General features: G+C 73.0%; 22 protein-coding genes. 9 read left to right on the top strand and 13 right to left on the bottom strand.

Annotated features, from left to right (window positions below; all coding sequences use genetic code 11):
* The first annotated feature begins 91 nt into the window (after positions 1-91).
* The 4 genes from ABT093_RS08100 to ABT093_RS08085 all read left to right on the top strand — a co-directional run bounded on the left by ABT093_RS08100 (position 92) and on the right by ABT093_RS08085 (position 3,697).
* Positions 92-496, top strand: coding sequence for a PLD nuclease N-terminal domain-containing protein (locus ABT093_RS08100; RefSeq protein WP_350561668.1), 405 nt, complete (start codon positions 92-94; stop codon positions 494-496).
* Between the two features lie 440 nt (positions 497-936).
* Positions 937-2,538, top strand: a complete 1,602-nt coding sequence (locus ABT093_RS08095; protein ID WP_350561666.1) for an acyl-CoA carboxylase subunit beta — start codon at positions 937-939, stop codon at positions 2,536-2,538.
* Positions 2,539-2,620: 82 nt separating this feature from the next.
* A complete protein-coding gene (locus ABT093_RS08090; RefSeq protein ID WP_350561664.1) occupies positions 2,621-2,833 on the top strand; it encodes an acyl-CoA carboxylase subunit epsilon in 213 nt (70 codons plus the stop codon).
* A 234-nt stretch (positions 2,834-3,067) separates the two neighbouring features.
* A complete protein-coding gene (locus ABT093_RS08085) occupies positions 3,068-3,697 on the top strand; it encodes a ScbR family autoregulator-binding transcription factor (RefSeq protein WP_350561662.1) in 630 nt (209 codons plus the stop codon).
* Positions 3,698-3,721: 24 nt separating this feature from the next.
* Here ABT093_RS08085 and ABT093_RS08080 read toward each other — a convergent pair whose 3' ends face one another.
* A complete protein-coding gene (locus ABT093_RS08080; RefSeq protein ID WP_350561660.1) occupies positions 3,722-4,405 on the bottom strand; it encodes a ScbR family autoregulator-binding transcription factor in 684 nt (227 codons plus the stop codon).
* A gap of 364 nt (positions 4,406-4,769) precedes the next feature.
* Here ABT093_RS08080 and ABT093_RS08075 point away from each other — a divergent pair, with 364 nt between their 5' ends.
* Entirely contained in the window at positions 4,770-5,807 is a 1,038-nt protein-coding gene (locus tag ABT093_RS08075; RefSeq protein ID WP_350561658.1) for a ScbA/BarX family gamma-butyrolactone biosynthesis protein, read from the top strand.
* Positions 5,808-5,880: 73 nt separating this feature from the next.
* Here the strand turns inward: ABT093_RS08075 and ABT093_RS08070 are convergent, their stop codons facing one another.
* From ABT093_RS08070 to hemL, 7 genes are all read right to left on the bottom strand, one after another.
* On the bottom strand, positions 5,881-6,267 hold the full coding sequence (locus ABT093_RS08070) for a hypothetical protein (protein ID WP_350561656.1): 387 nt from the start codon (positions 6,265-6,267) through the stop codon (positions 5,881-5,883).
* 143 nt (positions 6,268-6,410) lie between these two features.
* Entirely contained in the window at positions 6,411-7,538 is a 1,128-nt protein-coding gene (gene ccsB / locus ABT093_RS08065; protein WP_350561654.1) for a c-type cytochrome biogenesis protein CcsB, read from the bottom strand.
* Positions 7,539-7,541: 3 nt separating this feature from the next.
* Complete coding sequence (gene resB / locus ABT093_RS08060) at positions 7,542-9,302, bottom strand: cytochrome c biogenesis protein ResB (RefSeq protein WP_350561652.1); 1,761 nt, start codon at positions 9,300-9,302, stop codon at positions 7,542-7,544.
* 3 nt (positions 9,303-9,305) lie between these two features.
* The gene (locus ABT093_RS08055; protein ID WP_350561650.1) at positions 9,306-10,079 is read right to left on the bottom strand and encodes a cytochrome c biogenesis CcdA family protein; all 774 of its coding nucleotides are present in this window, start codon (positions 10,077-10,079) and stop codon (positions 9,306-9,308) included.
* Positions 10,076-10,681 (bottom strand): TlpA family protein disulfide reductase, encoded by a 606-nt coding sequence (locus ABT093_RS08050; RefSeq protein ID WP_350561648.1) that lies wholly within the window; start codon positions 10,679-10,681, stop codon positions 10,076-10,078. Before ABT093_RS08050 ends, ABT093_RS08055 begins: the two co-directional genes overlap by 4 nt.
* A gap of 252 nt (positions 10,682-10,933) precedes the next feature.
* The gene (locus tag ABT093_RS08045; RefSeq protein WP_350561955.1) at positions 10,934-11,581 is read right to left on the bottom strand and encodes a histidine phosphatase family protein; all 648 of its coding nucleotides are present in this window, start codon (positions 11,579-11,581) and stop codon (positions 10,934-10,936) included.
* Between the two features lie 63 nt (positions 11,582-11,644).
* Positions 11,645-12,973 carry a glutamate-1-semialdehyde 2,1-aminomutase gene (gene hemL / locus ABT093_RS08040; protein ID WP_350561646.1) on the bottom strand — a complete coding sequence of 443 codons (1,329 nt, stop codon included), beginning with the start codon at positions 12,971-12,973 and terminating at the stop codon, positions 11,645-11,647.
* A gap of 320 nt (positions 12,974-13,293) precedes the next feature.
* Between hemL and ABT093_RS08035 the strand changes: the two genes are divergently transcribed.
* Positions 13,294-13,923: a hypothetical protein gene (locus tag ABT093_RS08035; RefSeq protein WP_502884156.1), complete on the top strand. Its 630-nt coding sequence runs from the start codon at positions 13,294-13,296 to the stop codon at positions 13,921-13,923.
* Positions 13,924-13,990: 67 nt separating this feature from the next.
* Here the strand turns inward: ABT093_RS08035 and ABT093_RS08030 are convergent, their stop codons facing one another.
* The 4 genes from ABT093_RS08030 to ABT093_RS08015 form a co-directional block, all read right to left on the bottom strand.
* Positions 13,991-15,748, bottom strand: a complete 1,758-nt coding sequence (locus tag ABT093_RS08030; protein WP_350561644.1) for an LCP family protein — start codon at positions 15,746-15,748, stop codon at positions 13,991-13,993.
* A 171-nt stretch (positions 15,749-15,919) separates the two neighbouring features.
* Positions 15,920-16,420, bottom strand: coding sequence for a MarR family winged helix-turn-helix transcriptional regulator (locus tag ABT093_RS08025; RefSeq protein ID WP_350561641.1), 501 nt, complete (start codon positions 16,418-16,420; stop codon positions 15,920-15,922).
* Between the two features lie 121 nt (positions 16,421-16,541).
* Positions 16,542-17,864, bottom strand: a complete 1,323-nt coding sequence (locus ABT093_RS08020) for a putative hexosyltransferase (protein ID WP_350561639.1) — start codon at positions 17,862-17,864, stop codon at positions 16,542-16,544.
* Between the two features lie 298 nt (positions 17,865-18,162).
* Positions 18,163-18,402 (bottom strand): chaplin, encoded by a 240-nt coding sequence (locus tag ABT093_RS08015; RefSeq protein WP_350561637.1) that lies wholly within the window; start codon positions 18,400-18,402, stop codon positions 18,163-18,165.
* 476 nt (positions 18,403-18,878) lie between these two features.
* Here ABT093_RS08015 and ABT093_RS08010 point away from each other — a divergent pair, with 476 nt between their 5' ends.
* From ABT093_RS08010 to ABT093_RS08000, 3 genes are all read left to right on the top strand, one after another.
* Complete coding sequence (locus ABT093_RS08010; protein WP_350561635.1) at positions 18,879-19,121, top strand: chaplin; 243 nt, start codon at positions 18,879-18,881, stop codon at positions 19,119-19,121.
* Between the two features lie 111 nt (positions 19,122-19,232).
* The gene (locus ABT093_RS08005) at positions 19,233-19,541 is read left to right on the top strand and encodes a chaplin (RefSeq protein ID WP_350561633.1); all 309 of its coding nucleotides are present in this window, start codon (positions 19,233-19,235) and stop codon (positions 19,539-19,541) included.
* A 119-nt stretch (positions 19,542-19,660) separates the two neighbouring features.
* A complete protein-coding gene (locus ABT093_RS08000; RefSeq protein ID WP_350561631.1) occupies positions 19,661-20,029 on the top strand; it encodes a hypothetical protein in 369 nt (122 codons plus the stop codon).
* A gap of 74 nt (positions 20,030-20,103) precedes the next feature.
* Here the strand turns inward: ABT093_RS08000 and ABT093_RS07995 are convergent, their stop codons facing one another.
* Positions 20,104-20,760 (bottom strand): hypothetical protein, encoded by a 657-nt coding sequence (locus tag ABT093_RS07995; RefSeq protein ID WP_350561629.1) that lies wholly within the window; start codon positions 20,758-20,760, stop codon positions 20,104-20,106.
* Positions 20,761-20,773 lie beyond the last annotated feature (13 nt).

The following is a 20,773-nucleotide window of genomic DNA, read 5'->3' as shown; positions in this document are numbered from 1 at the left end:
GTCAAGGGCCCCCTTGACGCGGCGCACCGTCAGCGGCGGCCGTTCCGAGGGGCCCGACCGCCACCGACGCCGCCCGGGGGAGATCGCCGCCGTGCTGAGGATCCTGACCTTCGTGCTCCCGCTCGCCCTGTGGGTGTGGGCCTTCATCGACTGCCTGACCACCCCCGAGGAGGAGGTGAAGCACCTCCCCAAGGTGGTCTGGGTGATCATCGTGCTGCTCTTCCCGCTCGTCGGCTCGATCGCCTGGCTGGTGGCCGGCAAGCAGCGCGCGGTGCGCACCGCCCCGGCCGGCGGTTACGGCGCGAACGGCCCGGCGTACGACCGCCGGCGCGACGGGCGCCCGCTCGCCCCGGACGACGACCCCGAGTTCCTCGCCTCGTTGAAGAAGCACAACAACGAGCACGAGGACATGCTCAAGCAGTGGGAGGCGGATTTGCGCCGCCGCGAGAACGAGCTGCGCGGCAAGGAGGATCCGGACGAGGGCCGGCGGGGCTGACCCCGGATCGCCCGGACAGCCCACCCGGCATCCACCGGGTGGGCTGCGGTGTTTTTGGCGCATCCCTACGACTGGGAGGGCACCACCGCCTCGTCGGCACGGCCTTCACCGCCGTACCAAGCGCCCCTTGAGCAGCCCTTGAGCCGCGTCGGGCAGTATTCACGGAGACAGCCCTGACCTGCACGTTTCCTCATGTTCAGCTCACCCCGGGGCCATCTCGGCGACAGCCCGGGGTAATCGAACAGCTACCGGTCGCACGGGCCGAAACGCTTCGGTTTCTGTGCAGCCCTGACATCTAAACGGACGCGACCTTGTACGGAATCGACGCCGAAACCAGCGTGCGGCCCCTCGTACAGTCATAAGTGAAGAAGTGATTCGCAGCCGGGGGCATCGCAGACGTTGGCTGTCGGACAGTTCCCTCACCTTTGGAGTGGTTCGAGATGACGGTTGTGCACCAGGCGCCGGTCGACGACGACGCCCCCGAAGCCCCCGCCGACGTGCGGGGCAGGGTCGCGGAGCTGCACGAACTGCGCGAGCAGGTCCGCCGCGGCCCGAGTGAGAAGGCCACCGAGGCCCAGCACGCCAAGGGCAAGCTGACCGCCCGCGAGCGCATCGACCTGCTGCTCGACGAGGGCTCGTTCCGCGAGGTCGAGCCGCTGCGCCGGCACCGCGCCTCCGGCTTCGGCCTGGAGGCGAAGAAGCCGCACACCGACGGCGTGGTCGTCGGCTGGGGCACCGTGCACGGCCGGACGGTCTTCACCTACGCCCACGACTTCCGGATCTTCGGCGGCGCGCTCGGCGAGGCCCACGCCCAGAAGATCCACAAGATCATGGACATGGCCATCGCGGCCGGTGCCCCGCTGGTCTCGCTCAACGACGGCGCCGGCGCCCGCATCCAGGAGGGCGTCACCGCGCTGGCCGGTTACGGCGGCATCTTCCAGCGCAACACCAAGGCCTCCGGCGTCATCCCGCAGATCTCCGTGATGCTCGGCCCGTGCGCCGGCGGCGCGGCCTACTCGCCCGCCCTCACCGACTTCGTCTTCATGGTCCGCGAGACCTCGCAGATGTTCATCACCGGCCCGGACGTCGTCCAGGCCGTGACCGGCGAGAAGATCAGCCAGAACGGGCTCGGCGGCGCCGACGTGCACGCCGGGGTCTCCGGCGTCTCGCACTTCGTCTACGACGACGAGCAGTCCTGCATCGAGGAGGTCCGCTTCCTCCTGTCGCTGCTGCCGCAGAACAACCGCGAGATGCCGCCGGCCGCCGTCAACGACGACCCGGTGGACCGCCGCAACGAGTCGCTGCTCGACCTGGTGCCGGCCGACGGCAACCGGCCGTACGACATGCGCAAGGTGATCGAGGAGATCGTCGACCACGGCGAGTACCTGGAGGTCCACGAGCGCTGGGCCACCAACGTGCTCTGCGTCCTCGCCCGGATCGACGGCCACGTCACCGGCATCATCGCCAACCAGCCGCAGTCGCTGGCCGGCGTCCTGGACATCAACGCCAGCGAGAAGGCCGCGCGCTTCGTCCAGATGTGCGACGCCTTCAACATCCCGCTGGTCACCATGCTCGACGTCCCCGGCTTCCTGCCCGGCGTCGACCAGGAGCACGACGGCATCATCCGGCACGGCGCGAAGCTCCTCTACGCCTACTGCAACGCGACCGTTCCGCGGATCCAGCTGATCCTGCGCAAGGCCTACGGCGGTGCCTACATCGTCATGGACTCGCGCTCGATCGGGGCCGACCTCTCCTTCGCCTGGCCGACCAACGAGATCGCCGTCATGGGCGCCGAGGGCGCCGCCAACGTCATCTTCCGCCGGGACATCAACGCCGCCGACGACCCGGACGCGATGCGCACGCAGAAGATCAAGGAATACAAGAACGAACTGATGCACCCGTACTACGCGGCCGAGCGCGGTCTCGTGGACGACGTCATCGACCCCGCCGAGACCCGCCAGGTCCTGGCGTCCTCGCTGGCCATGCTGCGCACCAAGCACGCGGACCTGCCGAGCCGCAAGCACGGCAACCCCCCGATGTAGCAGCACCGCCCGGCCGGCACAGCACCGCCGGGCGCGCCGACGACGACCGACCCACCACCATCCGCCGGGAGAAGACCGGACCATGACCGCTTCCGCCGAACCACTCGTCCGCATCGTCCGCGGCTCGCTCACCGACGAGGAGCTCGCCGCCCTGACCGCCGTGCTGATGGCCCGCGCCGCGGCCGCCCAGCAGGCGGCGGCCGCCGCCTCGCCGGTCGAGCCGATCGCCAACTGGCAGCGCCTGGAGCGCCGCCCGGCGTACTACTCGCCGGTCAGCTGGCAGTGGGCCGCCTGACGGCTCGACCGAGGACCCGGACGGCACCCGTCCGACCGCCGGCCGGCCACCCGCGCACACGGGTGGCCGGCCGGCGGCGTTCCTCCCCCGGGGGCCGCGCGACCGGCGCGCACCGGCGCGCACCAGTGCCCGGAACGGCTCGAAAGGATCGCTACCGCACGGTACGCGGGCCGACGCCCGGCCCGGCCCCGTAGGATCCAGCCCTGCCGACGACTCGACACCAGGGAGACTGCGATGGCCAGGCAGGCCCGGGCGCTGGCGACCCGCCAGACGGTGCTGCGCGCCGCGGCCGAGGTGTTCGACGAACGCGGCTACGCGGGCGCCACCATGGCCGAGATCCTGGAACGGGCCGGCGTCACCAAGGGCGCGCTCTACTTCCACTTCCCGTCCAAGGAGGAGCTGGCGCTCGCCGTGATCGAGGGCCAGGGGTCCTGGCTGGCCACCTGGCGGCCCGCCTCCGACAGCCCGATGCAGACCGTCATCGACCTCGGCTACGCCTTCGCGCACTCGCTGCTGAACGACCCGCTGCTGCGCGGCGCGATCCGGCTGACGATCGAGCACGGCAGCTTCACCCAGCCGCAGATCGGCGCGTACCAGGGCTGGACGGACGCGGCGCGCGAGCTGCTGGAGCACGCGCAGGACGCCGGCGAACTCCATCCCGGGGTGCGGCCGGCGGCCGCCGCCGGGGTGATCACCGGTGCGGTGACCGGCATCCAGCTCAGCTCGCAGGTGCTGACGGACCGCAAGGACCTGCTGCAGCGGATGGCCGACCTCTGGGCACTTCTGCTTCCCGGCCTGGTGGAACCGCGCACCCTGACCCGCCTGAACGCTGCCGTTCGCCCGCTCGCCTCCGGGGTGCTCTGACCCGGCGCGGACGGCCGGCGCCCCCTAGACCGCGCTCGGGGCGGGGCACCCGATCGCCCGGATCCGGTAGGCCGGCAGGCGGTCCGGCGGGACGAGGGACGGCAGGGCGGCCGACCAGAGGCCGGTGATCGCCGCGGGGGCGAGCCGGCCGGTGGACTCGGCGGCGAACAGGACCAGCCCGGCCGCCAGGGTGGTGAGCAGTTCGGCCGCCTGCCCCCGGTCGAGACCGGGGCGCAGCTCGCCGGCCGCCGAGGCCCGGTCGAGCAGGGTGCGGAAGACGGCGGTCAGGCTCCGCCAGGCATCCGCCGAGGGCTCCGGCGGCGAACCGGCCGGGGCGACCACCCCACCGGTCGGGCAGTCCGCGGGCCGGCCGCCGAGGCCCAGCAGCACACCGGCCCGGACCACCACGTCCTCGCGCAGCAGCCGGGCCAGTTCGTGGGTGAGGTCGACGAGTTCCTGGACGGCCGGCCCGCCACCGCGCAGCGCCCGCAGCACGGCGAGGCCGACGGTGTCGGCGGCCTCGGTGCGGACCCCGTCGGCCAGCGCCTGCTTGGAGACGAAGTGGAAGTAGAGCGCGCCCTTGCTGACGCCCGCCCGGCGGCTGATGTCGACCAGGCTGGCCGACTCGAAGCCCGCGTCGGCGAAGGTGTCCGCCGCGGCGAGCAGCACGGCCTGCCTGGTTCGCCCCGCCCGTTCCTGCTTAGCCACTCGGCCCCTCCGGCCCCGGCCGCGGCGAGCTCCGGCCCGCCCGGTTGCTGTCACGGCGCCGCCGTCGATGGCGCGGCGCCCCCGTCTGCGGACCGTCGGTGGCGCGCCGCGCCCGCCCGAAACCGCATGGTTGGTATCTAATCTAGCCCCTGTTCGGCCCCCGCCGTCCAGGGGGGATCGGGCCCCGTCCGGGGGCCCGAGCGAGGCGGCCAGGCGTTGCCGCAGGCCGGGGCCCGGGTACGGTGGGCACCACGGGTGCGCGCCGACGGCGACCCCTCGGGGGAAGCAGAAACCGGGTGGCCTGTATGTTTTCCCCGGGCCGCCCGCACGGCCGGCCGACCGACACCCGGGAGTGGGGCCCGTCATGCCAGTGTTCAGCGCGATGGACGGCGACGCCCCCTATCCCCACCCCGGCCGTTACGACTTCCACGAGCGGACCGTCTCCCGGCACCTGGTGCGCCGTTCCTCGGTCGCCGAGGTGCTCATCACCGGCTGGCAGGCCACCGGCCCCTACGACTTCCTGCTCGGCGCCCAGTGGCCGCGCCTGCACGGCTTCTACCGGCTGCCCGGCGACCGGCACCACGACCCGGTGCTGATGGCCGAGACGGTCCGGCAGGCCGCCCTTCTGGTGGGCCACGCCGGCTTCGGCGTCCCGCACGACCACCACGCGGTGCTCGACGAGCTCGGCTACACGCTCGGCCCGGCCGGCCTGGAGGGGCTCGCGGTCGCCCCCGCCCCCACCGAGCTGATGCTCCGGATCAGCTGCCACGACGTCCGGATGCGGCACGGCCGGCTGGCCGCCCTGCGGGTGCACGCCGAGGTCGAACGCGACGGCCGGCCGGTCGGCCGCGGCTTCGGCGGCCTGCGGATCCTCTCCCCCGCCGCCTACGACCGGCTGCGCGGCCCCGGCCCGGCCGCCGCCCCGCTCAGGCTCCCGGACCAGGCCACCGCCCCGGAACTGGTGGGCCGCCAGCAGGCCGCCGACGTGGTGCTCGGCCCCGCGCTGCTGCCAGGCAGCTGGCTGCTGCGCGCGGACGCCGGTCACCCGGTGCTGTTCGACCCGATGGACCCGGCGCCCGGCCACCTGCCGGGGATGCTCGTCCTGGAGGCCGCCCGGCAGGCCGCCCAGCGGCTGCACCACCCGGACCGGGTGGTGCCGCTGGAGCTGGTGACGTCCTTCCACGACCCGATCGCGCCGGACCGCCCCTGTGTGGTGCGGGCCGTCCGGGAGGCGGGGCAGGAGACCGGTGGCGGCAGCGGACGGCGGGCGCCGCTGCGGGTCCTGCTGGTGCAGGAGGGCCGCACGGTGGCCGAGGCCCGGCTGCTCACCGGACCGGCCGACGGCGGCCCGGCCCAGGCCGCGCCGGCCCCGGCCCGCCGCGGCCTGCCGCTCGCCAGCTGAGCCCCCGCCCCGGCGGCACCGCCCCGGCGACCGCGCACCGCCGGCCGAGGACGGCGCCACCGGGCCCGGCGGATCAGGCGGCGACCAGCGCGGAGGGCCGCCCGGCGTGCATCACCGAGAGGTTCTCCGCCAGCCGGCCCGGGTCCTGGGCCAGCCAGAGCCGCAGCGCGGCGCCCAGCATCGCGCTGGCCGAGCCGATCCGCACCTGCGTCACCTGGGCGATCCGGGCCGCGCCCGGCACCAGCAGGTCGGCCAGCGGCGTCGGCAGCCAGACGGTCAGCGCGCACGGCGCGGGGGCCGCGAGGGCGCCCAGCAGCCGGTAGGCGTCGGCCGGCGAGCTGAACGTGGGGATGATGTCCAACAGCCCGTCGGCCACCACCTCGGACACGTCGCTGCGGTGTCCCTGGGCGAGCCGGCGGAGCAGCAGCTGCTCGGCGGCGGTGATTCGGACGGTCAGCATGACCTCGTCGCACTCCATTGCGCGATTTCCTCCTCAGTTCCTCTCCGTACCGGACCGGGCGGCCGGCACGAACTACCCCTGTCGCACCTCGGCCCGGCTTCCTCCTGGGGAGTGCCGGGCCGGTGGGTGGTTTCCGGTCCCGGTCAAATCCCCGCGTAGGAGTGCTTGCCGGTGACGAAGATGTTCACGCCGTAGTAGTTGAACAGCCAGCAGGCGAAGGCGGCGAGCGCCAGGTACGCGGCCTTGCGGCCCTTCCAGCCGGCCGTGGCGCGGGCGTGCAGGTAGCAGGCGTAGGCGACCCAGGTGATGAACGACCAGGTCTCCTTCGGGTCCCACTCCCAGTACTTGCCCCAGGCGGCCTCGGCCCAGATCGCGCCCGCGATGATGGTGAACGTCCACAGCGGGAAGACCAGGGCGTTGATCCGGTAGGACAGCTTGTCCAGGGTCGAGGCGGCGGGCAGCCGGCGCCAGATCGACGGCGAGGTGCCGAGCGGGCCCTTGGCCAGGCCGGCCGCCATCCGCTTGTCGAAGGAGTCCTTGCCCAGGTACAGCAGGGCGGAGATGAACCCCGCGTAGAAGGCGCCGCCGCAGACGATCGCGGTGGAGACGTGGATCGCCAGCCAGTACGAGTGCAGCGCCGGGACGAGCTGCTCGGACTCGGTGTACAGCACCTCGGTGGCGACGCCGAGGGTGAGCACGACGGCCAGGGTGACCGGCAGGCCGAGCCAGCGGACCGGCTTCTTCGCGAGCAGCAGCCCGACGAAGGCGAGCGCCATGGCGAGCGCGAAGGCGCAGGAGAACTCGTACATGTTGCCCCACGGCCAGCGGGAGACCGAGAGGCCGCGGGTGAGCACGCCGCCCACGTGCAGCAGGAGGCCGAGGACGGTGAGCGAGACCGCGATCCGGCCGGACAGGTCGGCCTTCTCGCTGGTGCCGGCCGCGCCGGGCCCGTCGACGTCCTCGTCGCCGCGCCCGCTGGTCACCACCGTGGCACCCTCGCCGGCCAGGGCGGTGCGGGTGAGCGTGGTGGTGCCGCCGCCCGCCGAGGCGACGGTGACGGTGACCTTCCTGGCGCCCTTGGCCTTGGCCTCGGCGACCGTCTCGGCCAGGCCCGCCTGCTCGGTGGAGCGGACGGCCACGGTGCCCTTGGCACCGAAGGTCCACTCGAACATGTAGGCGAACATGGCGATCAGGTAGACCGCCATCGCCGAATAGATCAGCTTGTTGGACAGGTCGGCCAGCTGCGGGTCGACCGACGAGGCGAGGTGCACCGTCTACTCCTTGGAGTTCGGGTCTGCGGGGACTGCGGTTCTTTCGGGTGCCGAGGCCTCGTCGGCCTCGGTGGTGCCGCTCTCGTCGGGCTCGTCATCGGGCTCGTCGTCGAGCGCGGGCGCGTCGTCCTGGAGGTCCACCGCGAGCGTCGCGAGCTCTTCGGCGATCTTCGCCGACTCGCTGCGGCCCAGCCCGGCCAGCTCGACCAGCGTGCCGCCGTCCGGAAGGGCCACCGCCCGCACCCAGATCCGGCGCCGCTGGATGAACAGCGAGCCGATCAGGCCGGCGATCGCCGCCACCGCGCCGACCAGCGCGATGCCGTTGCCCGGGCGGTGCGAGACGTTGAAGCTCGCCCACTGCTTGTAGCCCTCGAAGGTGACCGTGCCGTAGCCGTCCGGCAGCGTCCAGCCCTGGCCCGGCTTCAGCCGGGCCTTGGCCGGCTGGCCGTCCTGCTCCAGCTGGGTCAGGTTCTTGGTGTTGAGCTGGTAGATGTTCTGCGGCAGGCCGGAGTCGGTGCCCAGGTCGCCCGCGTAGACGTTCAGCACCAGCGCCGGGTCCGCGTCACCGGGGAACAGCGAGCGCGGGCCGGTGTTCCGGTCGAAGGCCTCCGGCGCGGTCGGCAGGAAGAAGCCGGACAGGCCCAGCTGGGTCTTCTTCCCGTCCTTCTCGCCGTAGTCGGAGACCTTGATGACGCCGGTGGAGGTCAGGTTGCCGTCCTGCGGCAGGAACGGGGTCGCGCCGGTGTAGACGACGTCGCCCGCGCCGTTGCGCACCGTGATCACCGGGGCGTAGCCGTGGCCGATCAGGTAGAACTTGCTGCCGCCGATCTCCAGCGGGTGGTTGACCTCGATCCTGCCCTGCTTGAGCTTCGACGGGTCGCTGCCCTCGTAGTACTCGACGCCCGCGGTGAACTGCCGCGCGCTGCCGACCTGCGAACCGTTGTTCTGGAACTTCGCGGTGAAGCTGTCCAGCTTCACGTAGAAGGGGTCGAGGTCGCCGGTGCCGTAGAACCGGGTGCCGGTGAAGTCGTCCAGCTGCGTGATGGTGTTGGAGTAGCCCTCGCCCTCGACCAGCAGCTTGCCGCCGGTGCCGCTGGCCAGGCTCGCCCAGGCGAAGCCGCCGAGCAGCGCGAACAGCGACAGGTGGAAGACCAGGTTGCCGACCTCGCGCAGGTAGCCCTTCTCGGCCGCCACCGCGCCGCCGTCCAGGTGCGCCCGGAAGCGCCGCCCGCGCAGCAGCCGGTGGGCGGCGGCGTTGACGGCCGCGGCGTCGGCGTCCGTCCGCCAGGCCGCGTACACCGGCATCCGGGTCAGGTTGCGCGGCGCCGCCGGCGGGCGCGAGCGCAGCACACCGACGAACTGCCAGGTGCGCGGGACGATGCAGCCGGCCAGCGAGACGAACAGCAGGATGTAGATCGCCGAGAACCAGACCGAGCTGTAGACGTCGAACAGCTGGAGCTTCTCGTAGATCGGCGCGACCGTGGTGTGCTGCGCCTTCCAGGCCTGGACCTTGAACTGGTTCTGGCCGTTCTGCGGGATCAGCGAGCCGGGGATGGCCGCCAGCGAGAGCAGGAACAGCAGGATCAGCGCGACCCGCATCGAGGTCAGCTGGCGCCACATCCAGCGCAGCCAGCCGAGCACGCCGATGCCGGCGGGGCCGTCGGAGTCGGCCGGGGCGGTGGTGAGCCGCTCGGCCGCTTCCTCGGCCGCGCCCTGCGCGGCGGCGGCCTCGCGCTGCTCGCGATCGGTCGTGGTCTTGGTCACGGGTCAGATTCCGATCTGGAAGTCGGCGAACTGGTTCTGCAGGTCACTCACCATGGAGTCCCAGGCCCCGGTGACCAGCAGCAGACCGACCACGACGAGCATGCCGCCGCCGATCCGCATCACGAGCGGGTAGTGCCGCTTGACCCAGCCGAAGGCGCCCAGCGCCCGCCGGAAGGCCACCGCGGCCACGACGAACGGTACGCCCAGGCCCAGGCAGTAGGCGGTCATCAGCAGGGCGGCGCGACCGGCGTCCGCCTCGTTGAAGGCCAGCGTCTGGATCGCCGACATGGTCGGACCGAGGCAGGGCGTCCAGCCGACGCCGAACACCACGCCCAGCATCGGCGCGCCGAGCAGGCCGACGGCCGGGCGGCGGTGCGAGCGCAGCTCACGCATGCTCAGCCCGGGCACCAGGCCCATGAAGGCCAGGCCCATGACGATCGTCACGGCGCCGAGCACGATCGAGATGACCCGCTTGTGCTCCTGGAGCGTCTGGCCGAAGAAGCCGAACAGCGCGCCGCCGGAGACGAACACGGCGGTGAAGCCGAGGATGAACAGCAGCGCGCCCGCCAGCATCCGGCCGCGGCGGACCCCGCGCGCGTCGGCGAGGTCCGAGGCGGAGAAGCCGGTGACGTACGACAGGTAGCCGGGGACGAGCGGCAGCACGCACGGCGAGAAGAAGGACAGCAGGCCGGCCGCCACCGCGATCGGCGCCGCCAGCAGCAGCGCCCCGCTCTGGATGGTCCCGGTGGTGTCGGCGAGCTGCAGCGCCGCGCTCACCGCTGCCGCTCCGCCACGATCGGCTGGAGCATCGATTCCAGGGCGTCGTCGGTCTGGCCGCCGACGGCGCGGGCGGCCAGCTTGCCGTCCCGGTCGACCACCAGGGTGGTCGGGATGGACTGCGGGTTGAGGCTGCCCTTGGGGAACTTGAGCAGCTCGGCGCCGGCCGGGTCGTAGATGCTGGGGAAGGTGACGCCCTTCTCCTGCTCGAAGCGGACGGCGTTCTTGATCTCGGTGTCCCGGGTGTTGATCCCGAGGAACTGCACGCCCTGGTCCTGGTACTTCTCCCAGACCCGCTGGAGGTCGTCGGCCTCCGAGCGGCACGGGCCGCACCAGGAGCCCCAGACGTTCAGCACGACGACCTTGCCCCGGTAGTCGGAGAGCTTGGCCGGGGTGCCCTCCAGGGTGGTGCCGCCGATGTCCGGCGCGTCCTGGCGGTGGCCGACGGCGGCGGTCGAGATGTTGCTGCCCTTGGCGGTGACGAAGCCGATCTGTCCGTCGCCACTGGTCGAGGAACCGGAGGAGCTGCAAGCGGTGAGGACCAGCGCGGCAGCGGCGGCGGTGACCGCGGCGGCGGCGACACGGGGACGGGGGCGCGTCATGCCAGACATGTGAAAAGTTTCGCATGGAGTCGCGGGCGGGCCCCGGGGGGTCCGGCCTTGTCTGCCGGACCCCCTCTGACCTGCGATGGGACCGCCGTACCTGGTGTCGCGGGAGTGTGACCCAGGCCTTACTCACACGGCTCTTACGCCGGATCGGGAACCATGAACACCGTTCCGCGCGTCCGGGCTTCCTCGGCGTACCCGGAATCACCCGTCCCCGCGGGGGCGTTCGGCGGCGTTCGGCGGCCGGTCTCAGGCTCCGAAGCTCTTGCCCACCGGCTTGCTCTTGCCGCCCTTGCCGACCAGGTGGGCCGGCAGCAGGTCGCGGGCCGGCTCGCGGTAGCCGACCGAGACGATCTGGTCCCCCTCGTAGGTGAAGCTGGTCAGCGAGGCCAGCGAGCACTGCCGGTTGCGCGGGTCGTGCCAGAGCCGGCGGCGCTCCACGAAGGAGCGCACGATCCAGATCGGCAGCTGGTGGCTGACGCAGACCGCCTCGTGCCCGCGCGCGGCGTCCCGGGCCGCGGCCAGCGCGCCCATCATCCGCACCGCCTGCTCCAGGTACGGCTCGCCCCAGGAGGGCTTGAACGGGTTGGTCAGGTACTTCCAGTAGGACGGGTTGCGCAGCGAGCCGTCGCCCACCCCGAAGGTCTTGCCCTCGAAGATGTTCTCCGCCTCGATCAGCCGCTCGTCCACGGCCACGTCCAGGCCGTGCGACTTGGCGATCGGCGCGGCGGTCTCCTGGGCGCGCTCCAGCGGGGACGCCACCACGTGGGTGATGTCCCGCCCGGTCAGGTCCTCGGCGACCCGCTCGGCCATCTCGCGGCCCAGCTCGGACAGCCGGTAGCCCGGCAGCCGCCCGTACAGGACGCCCTCGGGGTTGTGCACCTCGCCGTGCCGCATCAGGTGGACGACGGTGATGTCCTTGGCGCTCACTTCTCAGTACTCCTGGGACTCGTAAGGGGCCTAGGCCGTGGCTTCGGCGGCGGCCCGGGCGGCGGCGGGCAGGGCGGCGGCGATCCGCTCCAGCGCCCGCTCGTCGTGCGCGGCGGAGACGAACCAGGACTCGAAGGCGGACGGCGGCAGGTAGACGCCCTCGGCGAGCATCGCGTGGAAGAACGCGGTGAAGCGGAACGCCTCCTGGGTCTTCGCCTCGGCGTAGTTCGTCACGGCGTCCTCGGTGAAGAACACCGAGAACATGTTTCCGGCGGTCTGCAGCCGGTGCGCCACGCCCTCCTTGGCGAGCGCCGCGGAGACCAGGCCGGAGACCTCGCCGGCGACCCGGTCGACGGTCGCGTACACCTCGTCGGTGCAGCCGCGCAGCTGGGCCAGGCCGGCCGCGGTGGCGACCGGGTTCCCGGAGAGGGTGCCGGCCTGGTAGACCGGGCCGGCCGGGGCGAGGTGGGCCATCACGTCGGCGCGGCCGCCGAAGGCCGCGGCCGGGAAGCCGCCGCCCATGACCTTGCCGAAGGTCAGCAGGTCGGGCGCCCAGCCCTCGTTCGCCGCCTCCAGGCCGTACCAGCCGGCCCTGGAGACGCGGAAGCCGGTCATCACCTCGTCGGAGATGAACAGCGCGCCGTTCTCCCGGCAGAGCCGGGCCAGGCCGCCGTTGAAGCCGGGCAGCGGCGGGACGACGCCCATGTTGCCGGGCGAGGCCTCGGTGATCACGCAGGCGATCTCGCCGGGGTGGGCCCGGAAGGCCTCCTCGACGGCGGCGAGGTCGTTGTAGGGCAGCACGATGGTGTCGCCGGCCTGGGCGCCGGTGACGCCCGGGGTGTCCGGCAGGCCGAAGGTGGCGACGCCGGAACCGGCGGCGGCCAGCAGGGCGTCCACATGGCCGTGGTAGCAACCGGCGAACTTCACGACCTTCGCCCGGCCGGTGAAGCCGCGGGCGAGCCGGATCGCCGACATGGTGGCCTCGGTGCCCGAGGAGACCAGGCGGACCTGCTCGACCGGGGCGACCCGGGCGACGATCTCCTCGGCCAGCTCGACCTCGCCCTGGCCGGGGGTACCGAAGGAGGTGCCGCGAGTCACCGCCCGCTGCACGGCGTCGAGGACGTCCGGGTGCGCGTGGCCGAGGATCATCGGGCCCCACGAGCAGACCAGGTCGACGTACTCGCGGCCGTCGGCGTCGGTCAGATAGGGGCCGGTGCCGGACACCATGAAGCGCGGCGTGCCGCCGACGGCGCGGAAGGCGCGCACCGGCGAGTTGACGCCGCCGGGCGTCACGACCGACGCGCGGTCGAAGAGCGACTGGGACTGGGGTGCTTCGTAGGGGTAGCTCACGGGAGACATGGTCTCAAATCGTGTCCTTCACCTCTGCATGTCGGACCTCATCATCTGGAACGATGATCCGGGCGCCCGAGTCTGTACGGTTATCCGTACAACGGGACCCCTGGCTGCGCCGGCTACCCGGACCAGTCAGACTATGTACCCAGAGTGTCTCCGGAGTTCCTCCGGCCGCGAGGACGGACGGGCGCTCCGGGTCGATGCAGGGGTGTGGAGAGGACTGCCGCGTACCGCGACTGGGTACGGCGGCGCATGACGGGTAAGGAGCACGTCCGGAGGGACACGGACGTGCGGGGGTCTGTCGATTCCGGCGAATTCCGGTGAGGATGGTCCGAGTGTCCGAGGCGCAGGACGGCCACGACGAGGCCGCGGGTGGCCCCCGCCGGCCCACCGAGGCCGCACGCGGGGGTACGGGAGCGGGAACGGGGCGTAGCGGCCGTGGCCGTGAGAGGCGGGGTGAGGGACGCGTGGGGGTGACGTACAAGTACTTCGGCGCACCCGACCGGGCGACCGCGGCCCGGGTCCCGACCGCCCTCGGGCCGGGCGGGCTCGGACTGGACGCGGGCGAGCTCGGCTCACTCGGCCGGCTCGGCGACCTGATGGAGACCAGTGGCTCCCCCAACGGCCACCTCTCCACCAAGATCAAGCCGGAGACCATGAGCGCCATGGTCCTCACCGGCATCCAGGGCGTGCCGCTGCACCAGGTGCCGCCGCTGGAACTGGTCGTGCTGCACCCGGACTACGCCGTCGTCCAGCTGCCGCAGAACGTCGTCGAACCGCTGCGCAAGGCGGACGAGACCGAACTCGGCGCCGCCGCCTTCATCTGGTCCACCGTCCCCGACCGCCGGGGCCCGCGCGACGCCTTCGTGATCTACAGCATGCTGCACGAGTGGCAGGACTTCGCCAACCGCCTGCACGACGCGGGCCACCAGCTGTACTGCCTGGTCTGGCCCTGACCTTCACGTGAACGCGGGAGGGGCCCCGGCCGACCGGCCGGGGCCCCTCCCGCGTGCCCACGGGGGATCAGCCGCCCGAGCCGTAGGTGGTGTTGGCGCAGATGTCGTCGTCCGCCGAGCGGGCCTCCTCGGTGACCGAGGTCGGCAGCGGGGCGGGTGCGGCCGGGGCCGTCGAGGCGCCGGGGGCGGTGGTGCCGGCGCCGCCGTTGGCGTCGGCGTAGTCCTTGCCCAGGACGACGTTGATGCCCGCCGCCGAGATCGGGGCGAGGGTGGCCCCGGGGAACAGCGCGGCGACCTTCTCGGCGTTGGCCTTCTGCCCGGCGCCGTACTCGATCGTGGTGGTGGCCTTGTTGGTGGACTTCGCCTGGTTGACCCCGGTGACGGTGAACTGCGCCGCCTTCAGGGCGTCTCCCGCCTTGGCACCCAGGCCGTTGACGGTCGTTCCGTTGTAGACCGCGACCTTGACCGGGGCCGCCGGGGCGGTGTGCGCGGGGGCCGTGGTGGTCGGCGGGGCCTCCGGGGTGGCCGGCGCCTCGGGGGTGGCGGGCGCGTCGGGCTGCTGGCCGGTGGCGTCCTTGCCGTCCAGGGTGCGGTCGGCGCGGATGGCCTCCCACAGCCGGTCCGCGTCCGGCTTCACCAGGTCGAGGTTGGCCTCGTTGTAACGCCACGGCGGGGTCACGAACTTGAGGTCGTGCAGGTCGATGTTCTTCAGCGACAGGGCGAAGGACATCAGCTTGTCGACGGTGTTGAGCCCCTCGTCGACGCGCAGCGACTTGGTGGCGGCGTCGGCCAGCGGCAGCAGGGTGGTGGGCTCCAGGCCCTTCTTCTTCACCGTGCTGATCATCGAGCTCATGAAGGCCTGCTGACGCTTCATCCGGCCGATGTCGGAGCCGTCGCCGATGCCGTGCCGCAGCCGGACGTAGTCGAGCGCCTGCTGGCCCTCGACCTTCTGCTGGCCCTTCTTCAGGACGAGGGAGCCCTTGGTGGGCAGCTTCTCGTTGAGGTCCCTCTGGTAGATGTCCTTGGGCAGGCAGACCTCGACACCGCCGACGGCCTTGGTCATCGCCGCGAAGCCCTGGAAGTCGACCACGATGGTGTGGTCGACCCGGATGCCGGTGAGCTTCTCCACCGTGTTCTGAGTGCAGGCGGGGTTGCCGTCCGGCGACTCGCCCACCGTGAACGCGGCGTTGAACAGGACGTCCTTGCCCTTCTGTTCCTTGGTCCACTTCCCGTTCGGGAGCTTGCACGGCGGGATGGTGACCAGGGTGTTGCGCGGGATCGAGACGCCGATCGCGTTCTTGTGGTCGGCGTAGACGTGCAACAGGATCGTGGTGTCCGAACGGGCGCCGTCGGTGTCGCCGCCGCCGAGGTCGGAGTTGCTGCCGCCGCGGCTGTCGGAGCCGATCAGCAGGATGTTCACCGGCTTGTTGCCGTTGGCGTCGGCGGCGGCCTCCGGCGGGCGGTCCTTGCTCAGCGCGTCCGAGTCGATGGTCTTGATGTTGCCGTTGAGCTTGAAGTAGATCGCGCCGCCGGTGCCGGCTATCAGCACCAGGGCGCCGACCGCCGTCCAGCCGACGATCTTCTTGACGTTGCGCTGGGGCTTCTTGCCGCGCCCGCCCGCCCTGCGGTGACCCTGACCGGCCGCCCCGCCGTCGCCGCCCTGCCCGCCGCGGCCGCCCTTGGACTGCGCCGCCCGCCGGGCCTCGGCCCGGCCGCCCGGCCGGGGCGCCGGCACCGAACCGGTGGATTCGCCGCCCGACGAGCCGCTCCGGGCACCGGTGGAACCCGCCGAGCCGGTCGAGCCCTCCGGACGCGGCCGGGCCACGCTGGGCTGACTCCTGTCTCGGCGACCCGACATCCCCGCACCTCTTCACGGCTGTGCCATCGAACGATCAGCGGCCAGGACGTCCCCCCTGGCGCCAGGTGGAGCATACAAGCCGACCGGAAACCGACTACCGCCGCGCCCGGGCCTGAGCTCCGGGCGGCGGCGCGGCCCTCAGCCGCGCGGGCGGCGGGCCCGGCGCACCGTCCGCTCGCCCCCGACCGGATCGGCCAGCGCCCCTCCCCCTCCCACCAGCCGGGTCAGCGCCCTGACGAAGACGGTCCGCTCGTCCGGCGGCAGCGTGTCCAGCACCTCCCGGTGCACCCGGTCGGCGATCGCCGTGCCCCGCTCGACGGCCCGCCCGCCCGCCTCGGTGACCCGTACGATCCGGGCCCTGCGGTCGGCCTCGGCCTGGCGGCGCTCGGCCAGTCCGGCCCGCTCCAGCTCGTCGACGGTCACCACCATGGTGGTCTTGTCGAGGCCGGCCAGCTCGGCCAGCTGGATCTGGGTGCGCTCGGCCGCCAGGGCGTGGAAGAGCACGCAGTAGGCGCGCGGGGTGACGCCGAGCTCGGTGAACGCCGCCGCCATCCGGGTCGCCAGGACGTGGCTGGCGTGGTCCAGCAGACCGGAGAGGTCGCGGATCTGACGCACGGGCGGCGTGCGGCTGGTCGTCATGCCGTCGAGGTTACGCGGCCCTCCGGAGCCGGGAACCGGGGGCCGGGGCCTGCCGGAGGGGCCCTCCCGGGGGCCCGCCCGGGGGCCCGCCCGGGGGCCCGCCCGGGGGCCCGCCGGCGGCCTACGGGATGCCGAGCTCGAAGAGGGCGTAGCCCGCGTACCAGCCGGCCGCCACCGCCGGCATCGCGACCAGGCCGCCCAGCGTCGACGGCCGCAGCCGGCGCAGCGCCACCGCCAGACCGATGAACAGCGGGAAGGCCGGCAGCAGGTAGCGCGAGATGTTGCCGTAGATCTGGTTGCTGCTCAGCGCCATGAAGACGGTCAGCAGCGTGTAGAGCACCAGGACCAGCGGCGGCCGCAGCCGGAACAGCAGCACCAGCAGCCCGGGCAGGGCGATCAGCAGGCCCACCGCGATGAGGTCCGGCGCCGGGTTGGACTGCCAGAACGTCCAGTGACCGGTGACCGTGTCCAGGGTGCTGCGGGCGGTGGACGCGCCCCAGTCGAAGTAGCGGTTCCAGGCGCCGCGCTGGAGCTTGAAGTACCCGGTCCAGTCGCCCATCCGGTAGCCGACCCAGGCGACGTACCCGAGCAGGCCCCACGGGGTGATCAGCATCGCGGTCAGCGGGCGGGCCACCCCGTCGGTGCGCCGCACCAGGGCGACCAGCGCGGAGATCGAGACGGCCGCGATCAGCGCGGCCGCGGTCGGCCGGTTGAGGCCGGCCACCAGGGCGAGCACCCCGGCGGCGATCCAGTGGCGGGTCATCACGCAGTAGCAGGCCCAGGCCGAGAGGGCGACGAACAGCGAGTCCGAGTAGACCGCCCACTCCACGCCCGAGCCCGGGAACAGACCCCAGATCACCGCCGCGATCACGCCGGCCCGGAAGCCGCCGAGCCGCTCGGCGACCGCGAAGATGCCGGCCGCGGCGACGAAGGAGGCGAGCACCGAGACGACGATGCCCGAGCCGTACGGGCCGAGCCCGGTGACCGTCCCGACCAGCCGCATCAGCCACGGGTAGAGCGGGAAGAACGCGGAGGAGTTCTCGTAGTAGGTGGCCAGCGGGTAGCCGTGCAGCGGGATCAGCTGCGGGTCGTAGCCGTTCTCGGCGATCCGCTGGTACCAGATGCCGTCCCAGGTGCCGAGCACGTCCCACGGCCGGGCGCCGCCGCCGCGCCCCGCGTCCTTCTTCAGGAAGTCCTCGGTGTGCGAGAGCAGGAGGAGGAAGACGGTCAGGCCGGTCGCCTTGACCACCGCGTACGCGCCGAGCGCGGGCGCGTAGCGGTCCACCGCGGCGCCGAAGCGGCCCGGGGCCCGTCCCTCCGCCGCCCGCTCCCCCGAAGTCTCCGACGCCTCCGAAGCCTCCGGGGCTTGCGTCGACGGGGTGGCGGGCGACGGGGGCACGCCCGCGCCACCGCCCGACGACTCGGTGCTCGATGCCGCGCTCATCAGCTCTGGTACTCCCCGCCCCACTCGTGACCGGTGCGCCGACCGACAGCGCGACGCCGGCCGAGCCTACGACACGACCGCCGCCGGACGGGCGGGGAGCCCGCCCGGCGGACGGACGGCAGGTCGGGGACGGATCAACCGTGCGGGTGGACGGCGCCGGGCCCGGTGGGCCGCCGGAGCCGGGCCGGCGCACCGGCGACCGGACCCGGCGCGGCCCCGGGAACGCCGAGAGCCGCCGCCCCACACCCTGGAGGGGTGTACGGGAGCGGCGGCTCGCACCGGCCGGACCAGCGGCTGATCAGCCGTTGTTGACGCAGGTGTTGCCGAAGGCCGGGTTCAGGATGCCGATGATGTCGATGGTGTTGCCGCACAGGTTCACCGGGATGTGGACCGGGATCTGCAGCTGGTTGCCGGAGATGACGCCGGGGGAACCGGCGGCAACGCCCTCCGCGCCGGAGCTGGCCATCGCGGTGCCGGCACCTGCGGCGACGATGCCGACCACAGCGGCGCCGACGGCGGCCGTCTTCTTGATGCTCATGGGAGCCTCCTGACTGTTCGACAGAGATGCACGGGGAGTGCGACATCTCCAACGAGACCCGCTCGGACCGGTTGCGAGGGCACCCCGGTTGTCACCCGTCCGGAGGAACGGAACCCCGGGGCCGGGCAATCGGGTGACACCGGGATCCGGCCGTTTCCGCCGGCACCCTGCCTCGTTCTCCAGTCGGAACACGCTCCACCCGCCCCGCTACGACGAGGAGATCCGCCGCCGGTCCAAACCCGTCCGGAATTCTCCCGGTCGCGCGTCGATTCGAATGCCTCCCGGCCGTGCGGGAGGAATTCGCGGCGCACGGTGCCGCGGCGGCCGCTCATCGCCCGAGCCATGGGCGACACGCGCCAGCTGGGCCGCCCGAGTGACAATCACGGCATTTCCAGAAGCCAACGGGCCAGGATTTCCCCGCGCCCGGCTCCCGACTATTTCCACAGACGGTCGGGAAGAATACGGAGGAAGAACACATGCGCAACCTCAAGAAGGCCGCCGTCCTGTCTCTCGCCACCGCCGGCCTGGTGGTCGGTGCGGCCGGCGGCGCGATGGCCAGCTCCGGTGCCGAGGGCGTCGCCGCCGGCTCCCCGGGTGTCATCTCCGGCAACCAGATCCAGGTCCCGGTGCACGTGCCGATCAACCTCTGCGGCAACAGCATCGACATCATCGCCCTGCTGAACCCGGCGTTCGGCAACACCTGCGTCAACGCCGGCTGAAGCGGCGGCCACCGAACCGGCGGCCACCGCTTCCCCGCCCTCGTGCCGCACTCCGCCACCGGGCGGGGCGCGGCCCGCTCAACCCGCGTGTGATCGAGGAGATCAACCCCCATGCAGAACGTGAAGAAGGCCGCCGTCCTCTCCGCCGCCGCTGCCGGCCTGGTGCTGGGTGCGGCGGGCGGCGCCGCCGCCAGCGCCGGTGCCGAGGGCGTCGCCGCCGGCTCGCCCGGTGTCGTCTCCGGCAACCAGCTCCAGGTCCCGGTGCACGTGCCGATCAACCTGTGCGGCAACTCCATCAACCTGGTCGGCCTGCTGAACCCGGCGTTCGGCAACACCTGCATCAACGCCGACGCCCCGAAGCAGGAGGCCCCGGAGCACGAGCACCACGAGCACCAGCACCACGACGAGGACGACTGCTGATCCCGATCGGCACGCGTTCCCTCCGCACTGCCCCCCCGGTCCCACGGCCGGGGGGCGGTTCGGCGTACCCGGGCGCGGTCGGCTCGCCCGGGACCCCCTCCCCCCGAAGGTGATTGCCCATGATTTCGACGAAGAGCGGGGCCGGCCTCGCCGCCGCCCTGGGCGCCGCGATGCTGCTCGGCGGCGCGGGCGCGGCGCACGCGGCCCCGGCAGGCGGCGGCGCCGCGCTGACCAAGACCGACCTGGCCCAGGCGCTCGGCGGCACCACGACCGGCCTCGGCTACGGCATCGCGCCGCTCAAGGACCTGCGGCTGGACCCGTGGGCCAACTCCTCGGCCGACGTGCTGAACAACGGGGCGACCGTCCAGCCGGAGAACTCCGGCCTGGGGCCGATCGGCACCGGGACGCTGACCGGCCCGCTCAGCGCCGGCGGCGGCCCGCGCGACCTGCCGCTGGTCGGCGGACTGCTCGGCGTGCTGCCCGGCTGAGCCGCCGCCGCACGCGCGAGAGCCCGGCACCCCGCCGCGAGGGGGTGCCGGGCTCTCGCCGTCGCGCAGGAGTCCTAGAGCTGGGCGAGACCGGCCACGCCGCTCTCCTGGACGACGCCCGTGGTGGTGGCGGTCGCCGTGGTGGCCAGGTTCCCCACCGAGTCGGTCACCGAGATCCGCTCGTCCTCGTTGCCCAGGGTGGCCTTGGCGCCGGGCACCGCCTGGACCGCGCCGGTCAGCAGCCGCGGGTCGATCTCGCCGACCTTGAGCCGGCCGTCGGCGAGCTGGCCGGTGCCGTCCTCGACGAGCGAGAGCGGCTTGCCGAGGCCGATCCCGGGGGTCTCGGCGTGCAGCGGCGCGGCCGGGGCGTCCAGCAGCAGCTCGCCGAGGTCCGTGCCCCGGTCGAGCAGCGGCAGCGGCAGCTCGGCCTTGGCGGTCGGGCCGACCTTGCCGATGTCGACCCCGGGCACGATGCGCTCCGGGATCAGCGCGTCCCCGGTGGTGTGGCCGGGCGCCTGCGGCATCAGCAGCGAGGACGGGATGCCGGCCGAGATCCGGCTGTCCAGCGGCGCCAGCGGGATGTCCACCGGCACCTGCTGGGTGGCCAGCTGGTCCTCCAGCGCCCCGACCTGCTCGGGGCTGACCGGGGCGGCGGACGCCGCCCCCTGGGAGGCGAGCACGCCCGCACCGACCGCCAGCAGCATCGCGCCGGCCCGCTTGGAGAACCTCATGCTTTTCACCGTT

Source organism: Kitasatospora sp. NPDC002551 (assembly GCF_040296005.1).
In the GTDB taxonomy this organism is placed as follows: domain Bacteria; phylum Actinomycetota; class Actinomycetes; order Streptomycetales; family Streptomycetaceae; genus Kitasatospora.
Note: the sequence above shows the minus strand (reverse complement) of the source record. Positions and strands in the feature narration are given on the sequence as shown.